The sequence below is a fragment of the Mesorhizobium sp. P3_A9 genome (assembly GCF_056402975.1).
Map to the genome: position 1 here is coordinate 1 of NZ_JBFUGJ010000212.1, position 10,511 is coordinate 10,511.

The 10,511-nt window shown below is 66.4% G+C and carries 9 protein-coding genes; 4 read left to right on the forward strand and 5 right to left on the reverse strand.

The annotated features are described in order from the left end of the window. Positions 1-297, forward strand: a 297-nt coding sequence (locus AC1DX0_RS23775; protein WP_477357051.1) for a transposase, incomplete at its 5' end; no start/stop codon positions are given. 70 nt (positions 298-367) lie between these two features. On the opposite strand, the gene AC1DX0_RS23780 is transcribed toward AC1DX0_RS23775, so the two are convergent. Genes AC1DX0_RS23780 through AC1DX0_RS23795 form a run of 4 tightly spaced genes read right to left on the reverse strand, consistent with a single transcriptional unit; the run spans position 368 to position 7,265 of the window. Further along, on the reverse strand, positions 368-2,446 hold the full coding sequence (locus AC1DX0_RS23780) for a hypothetical protein (protein ID WP_477357053.1): 2,079 nt from the start codon (positions 2,444-2,446) through the stop codon (positions 368-370). A 3-nt stretch (positions 2,447-2,449) separates the two neighbouring features. Further along, on the reverse strand, positions 2,450-5,272 hold the full coding sequence (locus AC1DX0_RS23785; RefSeq protein ID WP_477357055.1) for a DUF4159 domain-containing protein: 2,823 nt from the start codon (positions 5,270-5,272) through the stop codon (positions 2,450-2,452). Beyond that, entirely contained in the window at positions 5,269-6,261 is a 993-nt protein-coding gene (locus AC1DX0_RS23790; protein ID WP_477224131.1) for a DUF58 domain-containing protein, read from the reverse strand. Before AC1DX0_RS23790 ends, AC1DX0_RS23785 begins: the two co-directional genes overlap by 4 nt. Further along, positions 6,261-7,265, reverse strand: a complete 1,005-nt coding sequence (locus tag AC1DX0_RS23795) for an AAA family ATPase (protein WP_477224130.1) — start codon at positions 7,263-7,265, stop codon at positions 6,261-6,263. The genes AC1DX0_RS23790 and AC1DX0_RS23795 overlap by 1 nt, the downstream gene beginning before the upstream one ends. A gap of 142 nt (positions 7,266-7,407) precedes the next feature. Here AC1DX0_RS23795 and AC1DX0_RS23800 point away from each other — a divergent pair, with 142 nt between their 5' ends. Genes AC1DX0_RS23800 through AC1DX0_RS23810 form a run of 3 tightly spaced genes read left to right on the forward strand, consistent with a single transcriptional unit; the run spans position 7,408 to position 9,928 of the window. After that, a complete protein-coding gene (locus tag AC1DX0_RS23800) occupies positions 7,408-8,037 on the forward strand; it encodes a DUF1285 domain-containing protein (RefSeq protein WP_477224140.1) in 630 nt (209 codons plus the stop codon). Then, positions 8,037-8,669: a CoA pyrophosphatase gene (locus AC1DX0_RS23805; RefSeq protein WP_477224139.1), complete on the forward strand. Its 633-nt coding sequence runs from the start codon at positions 8,037-8,039 to the stop codon at positions 8,667-8,669. Before AC1DX0_RS23800 ends, AC1DX0_RS23805 begins: the two co-directional genes overlap by 1 nt. Beyond that, positions 8,666-9,928, forward strand: a complete 1,263-nt coding sequence (locus AC1DX0_RS23810) for a CCA tRNA nucleotidyltransferase (protein WP_477357057.1) — start codon at positions 8,666-8,668, stop codon at positions 9,926-9,928. The genes AC1DX0_RS23805 and AC1DX0_RS23810 overlap by 4 nt, the downstream gene beginning before the upstream one ends. Before the next feature lie 21 nt (positions 9,929-9,949). Here AC1DX0_RS23810 and AC1DX0_RS23815 read toward each other — a convergent pair. After that, positions 9,950-10,511, reverse strand: a 562-nt coding sequence (locus AC1DX0_RS23815) for a S8 family serine peptidase (RefSeq protein ID WP_477357059.1), incomplete at its 5' end; no start/stop codon positions are given.

A 10,511-nucleotide genomic window follows, 5' to 3' on the forward strand; every position in this document is an offset into this window, starting at 1 on the left:
CAGGCCTCGCGACGCGAGATTGCAGCGCTTACCGGTCTGGCGCCCTACGACTTCGATACCGGCACCTTCAAAGGTCGCCGCGTCATCTGGGGCGGCCGGCATGCTCTGCGCAGGGTGGTCTACATGGCAGCGCTCACCGCCAGCCGCTCAAATCCCGTACTCAGAGCCTTCCACCAGCGTCTCATTGCCAACGGTAAGCAACCAAAGGTCGCCATCGTCGCCGTGGCCCGAAAGATTATGACCATCCTCAGCGCCATGCTTCGACACAACCAACCCTGGTGTCCAGACAAAGCCTGAAAACACAGTTGCTCATCCGACCTCGCTTCGCGAGGCCACCTTCTCCCACAAGGGGAGAAGGAAGAGGCTCTCACCGTCCCTCGCGGTACCACATCGAACCCATCGCCAGCAGCAGCAGGCCGAGGCCGAGGAAGCCGCCGAACAGCGGCACGCGCGAGACGGCCTTCAGCACGCTGTCGTCGGTGGTGCGCAGGCCGATCCAGTCGCTGCCCGAGGCTTCGCCGGCCGAGCGCACCGGCACGATGGAAGGCAAGGTCACGTCGCTGCCGAGGGCCGTGGACGAGGCCAGCCGGCGCACGCTGCCGCCGGTGGCCTCAGCCGGTGCCCTCAGCCGGTTTTCGGTGGAGACGACGTCGGCGAATTCCGGCGCGTTGACAGGCCCGACATGGGCGAGCGCGGTGAGATCGCCATTGGCGACCTGGAACAGGCCGATCTCGCTGGTCTGGACGCTGCCGAGGAAGACACCTGGTTCGGATTTGTCGAGCTTGACGGTCACGGTCTTGCCGGAGGGGGTGATGATCTGCGCCGGGCCGGGATCGTCAGCCATGGTCTGGCGACGGATCTCCAGCACCATTCCGCGTCCCTCGGCGGTCAGCCGCTCTTCCTCGAGCTCGGGTTCCTTCATCAGCCAATGGGCGATGCGGCGATAAAGCTGGACATGCGGACCGCCGCCCTCGAAGCCGCGCGCCCACAGCCAGCCCTGGTCGGACAGAAGCATGCCGACGCGGCCTTCGCCCTTGCGGTCGAGCAGCAGCAGCGGCCGGTTGTCGGCGCCCTTCATCACCACTTCGCCTTGCGGATTCTGCACGCCGATGGTGCGGAACCAGCGGCTCCAGTGCGGCGGCTCGGTGGCCGAACCGTCGAGGCCGCGGGTCACCGGATGACGCTGGCCGAGGTCGGTGAGACGCGGGTAGAAAGCCTTTTCAACCACTTCGCCGGTCGGCATTGCCGGCAGGGCCGACATCAGCGGGGTGCGCGCGATCGAAGCCTCGCCGGCATATTCGGGGCCGGCGGCGATCAGCAGCGCGCCGCCCTTTTCGACATATTCGGAGATGTAGTCGTAATAGAGGATCGGCAGCACGTCGCGGTGCTGGTAGCGGTCGAAGATGATGAGGTCGAAATCCTTGATCTTCTCGACGAACAGCTCGCGGGTCGGGAAGGCGATCAGCGACAATTCGTTGATCGGCGTGCCGTCCTGCTTCTCCGGCGGCCGCAGGATGGTGAAATGGACGAGATCGACCGAGGCGTCGGATTTCAAGAGATTGCGCCAGGTGCGCTCGCCCGCATGCGGTTCGCCCGATACGAGCAGCACACGCARATTCTCGCGGATGCCGTCGACCAGCGCGATGGCGCGGTTGTTGGTGTCGGTCAGTTCGCCCGGTTCGCGGTCGATGGMGAGYTCGAYGATGTTGCGGCCGGCACCGGGGATGGTCACCTGCAGCGGCATGGGCTGGCCGACGGTTGCATGCTCGACCGAGACCTGCTCGCCATTGACCGAGACGCGCACATCGACCGGGCCGGTCTCGTTTTCCGTCGAGATGACGCGGTAGGTCATGTCGAGCGGCTTGCCGACGATGCCGAAACGCGGCGCGTTCTCGAAGCGGATGCGGCGGTCTTTTTCGTGGTCGTTGCCGGTGATCAAAGCATGCAGCGGGGCGTTGAAATCGGGCGCGGCCGGGGGCGCGTCATGCACCTCGCCGTCGGTGATCATGATGGCGCCGCCGATGCGCGATGGCGGCACGTCGCGGAAGGCGCCTTCCAGCGCGCCGAACAGCCGCGTTTCGGTGCGCTCCTCGGCGGCGTCGGGCTTGCCGGCCTCGACGACGCGGACGTCGAACTGCTTGAAGCGGCCAAGACGCTGCTGCAGCCCGGCCACCGCCTCATCGGTCTGCCTGGTGCGATCGCCAATGTCCTGGCTCTGGCTGCGGTCGACGATCAGCGCGACGACGCTCTTCAGTGGCTCGCGCTCCTCATTGAGGAACACCGGGTTGAACAAAGCGGCGGCGAGCGCCAGCAGGGCGACGAAGCGCAGGACACCGCCGCGCTGGCGAAACCACAGGCCTATAAGGGCAAGCAGCGCCAGCGGCACCAGCACCAAAGCGAGCAGCGGCCAGGAGATCAGCGGTTCGAAGGAGATCGACCAATTCATATCTTACTGCCCCAGCCGTTCGAGCAGTATCGGCACATGCACCTGGTCGGATTTGTAGTTGCCGGTCAGCATGTACATCATGATGTTGACGCCGGCGCGCAGCGCATAGATGCGCTGCATCGGGTCGTTCGGCACGGTCGGCAGCAGCGGGTCGCCATTCTCGTCGACCGCCCAGGCGCCGGCGAAATCATTGGCGGTGATCATGATCGGCGAAACACCGTCGCCGGTGCGCACCGGACGGTTGTCGGCATTGCTGGCGTCGAGCGATGCCTCGACCCAAAGCGGGCTGCCGGCGAAGCGGCCGGGAAATTCCGGCAGGATGAAGAAGGATTTGGTCAGYACATGGTCSGACGGCACCGGCTCCAGCGGYGGCACGTTGAGGTTACCCAGGATGTCGCGCAGCCGCTCGGTCGCCGGGCTGGTGGAATCGGCGCCGATGCCGTTGGCGAACTGGTCGCGGGTGTCGAACAGCACCGTGCCGCCCTGCTGCATATAGGCGTCGATGCGGGCGATAGCCGCCTGGCTGGGCATCGGTGCGGCCGGATCGATCGGCCAGTAGATCAGCGGATAGAAGGACAGTTCGTCCTTTGAAATATCGACGCCGGCCGGTGCGCCGGGTTCGAGCGCGGTTTTCTCGATCAGGAAGCGGGTCAGGCCTTCGAGCCCGGCGCGGCTGATCGAATCGTCGCCCGGCACGCCGGTCAGCACATAGGCGATGCGGGTCTTCGAAATCGCCTCGACGGCCGCATCGTCGCCCGGCTTGGCATCGTCGGCGCGGGCGAAATCGGCATGGCCGAACAGTGCGCCAAGCGCAATCAGGATCGCTGCGGTGGTTGCCACGGCACCGGCGCGGCGCGGCCGGCGCGAGAACAGGCCGCCCATCCAGAACACCGCCAGCGTGTCGAGCAGCATCAGCACCAGGGCGGCTGCGACCAGCGAACCCTTCAAATTGCGCGATTCGTCGAAGGCATACTGGATCGTGGTGACCGGAACAGCGATTTGCGGGCGCGCCAGCGGCGCAAACGTGCTGGCAGCGTCGAGCAAATTATGGGCGAAGACGCCGGTCTCGGAGCCGTAGAGGCCGGGCGGGTTCTCGAAGGTCACCGGCAGCGCGCCGGCGCCGGGCACCAGCGGCCGCGCATCCGGCGTCGGCGGCACCAGCGAGCCGTCGGCCGCGACCATGCGGTAGGGCGCCAGCGACGTGGCGGCAGCTTCGGCATTGGCGATCGCCGCGCCCTGGTTGCGCGACAGCTGGACGATGCGGCGCAGCATCTCGACGAAGCTGCCGGAGATCGGCAGGTTCGACCATGTCGCCTCGGGCGTGACGTGGAACAGCACCAGCGTGCCCTTGCCTTTCTTCAGTCCGGTGACCAGCGGCGTGCCGTCGGCAAGAGCCGCCCAGGTGCGCTCGACGATATCGGGTGTCGGCTCGGCCAGCACCTGCCTGCTCACGGTCACCTCGGTCGGCGGCGCCAGATCGGCGAAGGGGCCTGCCTTGGGAAATTCGGTGACCGGCTGCGGCGAGGTCCATGACAATGCGCCGCCCAGCGARCGCTCGCCGRTGCGCAGSCKGACCGGCAGCAGATCGTCATCATTGCCGGCGGCCGCGAGCCGCGAGCCGGCGAAACGCACCAGCGTGCCGCCATTGTCGACCCAGTCGACCAGCCTTTGCCGGACTTGTGCGGGAATGGTGCCGACGTCGGCCATGATGATCATCGCCGGCTTCTGGTCGAGGATCTGCGGGATGGCGTCGGCGAGGTCGGCGCTGGAGGGCTCGACCAGATCGGCGAAAGGCTGCAGCGCCCGCCTGATGTAGTAGAGCGGCGACAGAAGCGGCTGCGCCTGGTCGGCCTCGGCCTGCGACAGCAGCCCAACGCGGCGGCGCTTGGAGCTTTCGTCGAGCACGCGCACCGCACCCGCCTGGCGCTCACCGTCGAGCGCGATCGAGGCGAAGTCGTTGCGCAGTTCGAACGGCACTGCCATCGTGCCGGTGGCGGTGGCTTCGCCCGGCGCGAAGGTCAGCGTTGCATCGGCGATGCGGCGGCCCTTGTCGTCGAAGGCGCCGGCGGTGACCTGTTCGGGCGCCGGGTCGCCGGGCGCGCGGATGGCGGTGAGCGCAAAGCCGTCGACCTGGTTGTCGGCGCTGGTCAGGCCGGTCAGCGAAAGCCGGTCGGCAACGGCCCAGACGACACGGGCGGCATTTTTCGACAACAGCGTGTTGAAGGCTGCCTCGTCGCCCTTGGCCGCGAGGCCATCGGCCAGCACTGCGACGCTGGCGCCGGGCAAGCTCTCCAGCACGCCGGCGACGCGGGCATATACGGCGGGCCGGTCGGTCGGGATCGGCCGCGGTTTGGCGGCGCGCAGCCGGTCGAGTGCGGCGGCGGCATCGAAGGGACCGATCTCCGCATTGGCCTTTTCGGCGGTGAAGGCGATGATGACCGGCACGCCGTTCGAGCCGGCGTCCTTGATCAGCCGCTCGGCGGTGGCGACGCGCTTGTTCCAGTCGGCGGCGCTGGCCCAGTCATTGTCGATGACCAGCGCAAGGGCCGCACCCTCGGCCGGCAGTTTTTCGCGCGGGTTGAACACCGGTTCGGCAAGGGCCGCGACGATGAGCCCCGCCATCAGCAGCCTGAGCAGCGTCAGCCACCAGGGGCTTTGATGCGGCGTCTCTTCGCGCTTCAGCACGCGCGCCAGGATCTTCAGCGGTGGGAAGATCTCGGCCTGCGGCTTGGGCGGCGTCAGCCTGAGCAGCCACCAGATTACCGGCAACGCCAGCAGGCCCCACAGCACCATGGGGGCGCCAAAGGAGAGCGGCAGCCAGCTCATGCGACCGCCTTTCCTGGCTGATCGCCGCTGGCGATCATGCCGGCACGACCACCACTGGCGGTCGGCCCGGGCTGACCGGTACGGCCGCTACCGGCATAGCCGCCATCGGCGGTCATTGCCATGTGCAGGCGCACCAGCGCGTCGGACGCCAGCCGGTCGGTGTGGTTGACGGTAAAGCTCCAGCCGAGGCGCTTGCACCAGGCGGCCAGCTCCTGCCGGCGGGCGGTGTAGAGCAGGCGGTATTCGTCGCCGAGCATTTCGGCGCGGCCGGCGGTCAGCTTGTCGCCGGTCTCGGGATCGGTGAATTCGGTGCGGCCGGCATAGGGGAAGGTTTCCTCGGCCGGGTCGGCAACCTCGATCAGATGCGCGCGCACGCCATGGCGGGCGAGCACGTCGAGCCATTCCATCGTCTCCTCGACGGGATCGAGGAAATCGCTGGCGATGACGATGTCGCAGAAGCGCCTGATGTCTGTGAGGTCAGGCTTGGCCGGCAAGTCGCCGGCATGCATCAGTTGGGCTGCGATACGCTCGGCGCCGTTGCGGGCGGTGAAGGGGTCGGTGAGGCCAGGCCAGGCGATGCGCTCGCCGCTGCGCGACAGCAATTCGGCCATGGCCAGCGCCAGCACCAGCGCGCGCGATTGCTTGGAAACGCTGGCGCCGGTCGATTTATAGAGCATGGACGGCGAGGGGTCGGCCCACAGCCAGACCGTATGGGCGGCTTCCCATTCGCGGTCGCGCACATAGGTGTGGTCGTCACGGGCCGAGCGGCGCCAGTCGATGCGCGAGGAATCGCCTTCGACATAGGGCCGGAACTGCCAGAAATTCTCGCCGATGCCGCGCTTGCGGCGGCCATGCCAGCCGGCGATCACGGTGTTGACGATGCGTCGGGCCTCGACCAGCAGGTCGGGCACAAGCGAAGCCCGCAACCGGCCACGGGCGAGCGCGTCGCGCGTCGCTGCCGGAGCCTGGACCTCGCCGATGCGCGCCATCAAATTCCTTTCACGAGCTTCGCCACCACATCGCGTACGCTGGTGCCTTCGGCGCGGGCGGCGAATGTCAGCGCCATGCGGTGCTGCAGCACCGGCTCGGCCAGCGCCCGCACATCGTCGACCGATGGCGCCAGCCGTCCATCGTAGAGCGCGCGAGCGCGCGTGCACAGCATCAGCGCCTGGCTGGCGCGCGGGCCGGGACCCCAGGCGACATGCTTGTCGGTCTCGGCATTGCCTTGCCCCGGGCGCGCCGAGCGCACCAGGGTCAGGATCGCCTCGACCACGCTTTCAGGCACCGGCATGCGGCGGATCAGCGTCTGGATTTCCTTCAGCCGTGCCGGCTGCAGCACGTTCTGCGCCTTGGCGTCCTCGATGCCGGTGGTCTCCAGCAGGATGCGGCGCTCGGCCTCGATCTCGGGATAGAGGATATCGACCTGCATCAGGAAGCGGTCGAGCTGGGCTTCGGGCAGCGGATAGGTGCCTTCCTGCTCCAGCGGATTTTGTGTCGCCAGCACATGGAAGGGCGCCGGCAGGTCATAGCGGGCGCCGGCAATGGTGACATGGTATTCCTGCATGGCCTGCAGCAGCGCCGACTGGGTGCGCGGCGAGGCACGGTTGATCTCGTCGGCCATCAAAAGCTGGGCGAAGATGGGCCCGGAGATGAAGCGGAAGGAGCGCTTGCCGGTTTCGTCCTGCTCCATCACCTCGGAGCCGAGGATGTCGGACGGCATCAGGTCGGGCGTGAACTGGATGCGGCGCGAATCGAGGCCGAGCACGACGCCCAGCGTTTCGACCAGCTTGGTCTTGGCGAGGCCGGGAACGCCGACCAGCAGCGCATGGCCACCGGCCAGCACTGCCACCAGCGTGCGCTCGACGACGTTCTCCTGACCGAAGATCACCCGGCCGACCCCGTCGCGGATCCTGGAAATGTCGGCCAGCGCCTTCTCGGCCTCGGCGACCATGTCCTTCTCGCTGATCGGGCTTTCCTTGACCATCACGCTCATGCCGCATCGATCCCTTTGGTTGGAAATACCGGCCCGCATCATATCATAGGTTGCCGCGATTCGGCCTCGCGTAGCGCCTATGGTCGAACTTAAATCACAGACTTAGGCTGACAAGCGGAACAACAGTGACTATTTCGTGACGATGGCGGAACACGACGAACATCGCGAACAAAGCCTTACGAGCGCCACCGAGGCGCGCGGCCTGGAGGCGTTGATCGCGCGCGCGGCGCGTGCCGGCAAGGGCGCGGCGCCCGTCGAGCGCTGGAATCCCGACTTTTGCGGCGATCTCGACATGGAGATCAAGGCCGACGGCACCTGGTTCTACCTGGGCACGCCGATCGGCCGCATGCCGCTGGTACAGCTTTTCTCCTCCGTGCTGCGCAAGGATGCGGACGGCAGGACCTATCTGGTGACGCCTGTGGAAAAGGTCGGCATCCGCGTCGCCGACGCGCCTTTCATCGCCGTCGAAATGGATGTTTCGGGCAGTGGCGATGAACAGATCATCACCTTCCGCACCAATGTCGGCGACGTGGTCGAAGCCGGGCCGGAGCGGCCGCTGCGCTTCGTCGATGAGAACGAGACCGGCGGGTTGAAGCCCTATGTGCTGGTGCGCGGCCGGCTGGAGGCGCTGGTCGGGCGGCCTGTCATGTATGAACTGGTCGGGCATGGCGAGGAGATCGAAATCGGCGGCAAGACGATGTTTGCCGTGCGCTCGAAAGGCGCGGTGTTTCCGATCATGCCGGCGGACCAGTTGAAACGGCTCAGCGCATGATGGACCAGGTATCACTGTCGCCGTTTTCATCGGCGGATTTTCGTGCGCGCTTTGCCGCGCAGCCGCAGGCGCATGCCGGCGACGACTATGGCGACCATCGCTTCAATCCGGGTCATCCGCGGCTCAACCAGGGCAAGGCGCTGCGCAATGCCGCGGTGCTGATCCCGGTGGTCGATCATGACGGCGAGGCGACGGTTTTGCTGACCAAACGGGCCGAAAAGCTGCGCAGCCATTCGGGGCAGGTGGCCTTTCCCGGCGGCACCATCGACGCCACCGACGCCAGTCCGGAAGCCGCAGCATTGCGCGAGACCTTCGAGGAGATCGGCCTTGACCAGGACCGTATCGAGATCATCGGCCGCATGCCCGACTACGTCGCCGGCAGTGGCTACCGCATCGCGCCGGTGCTGGGYATCGTGCGGCCCGGCTTCCAGCTGAGCTTGAACGCCGAGGAGGTCGATGCCGCCTTCGAAGTGCCGCTGCACTTCCTGATGGACCCGGTGAACCACAAGCGCGACAGCCGCATGTGGAACGATCTCGAATGGTTCTTCTACGACATGCCCTATGGCGACCGGCGTATCTGGGGCGTCACCGCCGGCATCATCCGCACGCTCTATGAAAGGCTCTATGCGTGAGTGTTTCGATCGCGGGCAGGGCCGACTGGCTCGCCGACAAGCATTTGCAGCGCCTGCTTGCCGCCCTAGCTGAAGGCGGTGAGGAGGCGCGTGTCGCCGGCGGCGCCGTGCGCAACACGCTGATGGGCCAGCCGGTTGCCGATATCGATATCGCCACCACCTGTTTGCCTGAGGAGACCATCCGCCGCGCCGAAGCGAAGGGCTTCAAGGCGGTGCCGACCGGCATAGAGCACGGCACGATCACGGTGGTTGCCGGCGGAAAACCCTATGAAATCACCACCTTGCGCGCCGATGTCGAGACCGACGGCCGCCGCGCCAAGGTGTCGTTCGGCCGCGACTGGAAGCTGGATGCCGAGCGGCGCGACTTCACCATCAATGCGCTCTACGCCGAGGCCGACGGCACTGTCGTCGACCTGGTCGGCGGCATCGCCGACATCGAGGCGCGCCGGCTGCGCTTCATCGGGGATGCGGAAGCGCGCATCCGCGAGGATTATCTGCGCATCCTGCGCTTCTTCCGCTTCTTCGCCTGGTATGGCGAAGGCCGGCCGGACGCCGAGGGGCTGAAGGCCTGYGCCCGGCTGWAGGAGGGGCTCGGACAACTTTCGGCGGAGCGTATCTGGTCCGAACTGAAGAAGCTTTTGTCGGCGCCCGATCCGTCGCGGGCGCTGCTGTGGATGCGGCAGGCCAGCGTTTTGACCACCGCGCTGCCGGAAAGCGAGAAATGGGGCATCGACGCCATCCATGGGCTGACCAAGGCCGAGAAGGATTTGGGCTGGGTGGCGGATCCGATGCTGCGGCTCGAAGCGATCGTGCCGCCCGATGCCGCGCGCATGAAGACGCTCGCCGAGCGGCTGAGGTTTTCGACCGCGGAATCAGACCGTTTGCGCCACTGGGCACTCACAACTGCCGTCGAGTCGAAAACGACCGAGGGCGAACTGGCGAAAAGGCTCTATCGTGGCGACCGGCAAGGGTTTGTCGATCGCCTGCGGCTGTCGCTTGCCGCGGCGCGGGTGCGCGCGGTCGAGGACAATGACGCGCTGCTCGAAGCGGGCGGCTTTTCGCGCCTGCTTGCCTTTGCGCTCAAATGGGAAAAACCGGTGTTTCCGCTGAAAGGCGCCGATCTGGCGGCGCTCGGCGCAACGCCGGGGCCGAAACTGGGCGAAATCCTCAAGAACCTCGAGGCGGAATGGATCGAAGCCGGATTTGCACCGGATCGCGGCGCGCTGCTCGAACGCGCCGCAAAGGCACTTGAAACCTAATCAAATACCAGCGTCGCTCCCCTACTTGATGGCCAGGGGAGCCAGGGCGCGCGAAAGGCTTGCCTCGCCCTTGCCATAGACGGMGGCRCTATAGTTGRCCAGCGTGTCGGTRCGGGCSGTRTTGAGCAACTGGTTGGTGATCTGGGTCGGCGTTGCCTTGGTGAACTTGCTGCCAACGATCGCCGCGTAGCCGGAAATGATCGGCGCGGCGAAGGACGTGCCGTAAAGGCCGGTCTTGTCGCCGGTGACACCCACGACGAGGAAATGGCTCTGCACAGCCGTGTTGGAGCCGGCGTAGTTGGAATACCAGGCAAGCTGGGCCTTGTTGGAGGTCGTGCCGTTGGTGGACAGTGCGCCGACGAAGATCGCCGAGGCTTTGCCGACCAGAGCAAGGTCGAGATAGTCCTGCTGGCCGCTCGTGACGCCGCCCACGGCAACCGAGTCGTTACCCGCTGCCTTCGAGACAACGGCTGTTCCTTTGGTGGCGTATGAGATGATGGAGGCTTCCTCAGGAGCCCATCCGATCTGGTTCGGGCTATAGCCCGCCTTTGCGTACATGCCATAGCTCAGATTGAGCACGTTC

What these genes read in the sequence shown, in the direction of transcription:
- AC1DX0_RS23795 (WP_477224130.1), bottom strand. Translation starts at nt 7,265, where the DNA reads ATGAGCGTGATGGTCAAGGAAAGCCCGATCAGCGAGAAGGACATGGTC.
- AC1DX0_RS23790 (WP_477224131.1), bottom strand. Translation starts at nt 6,261, where the DNA reads ATGGCGCGCATCGGCGAGGTCCAGGCTCCGGCAGCGACGCGCGACGCG.
- AC1DX0_RS23800 (WP_477224140.1), top strand. Translation starts at nt 7,408, where the DNA reads ATGGCGGAACACGACGAACATCGCGAACAAAGCCTTACGAGCGCCACC.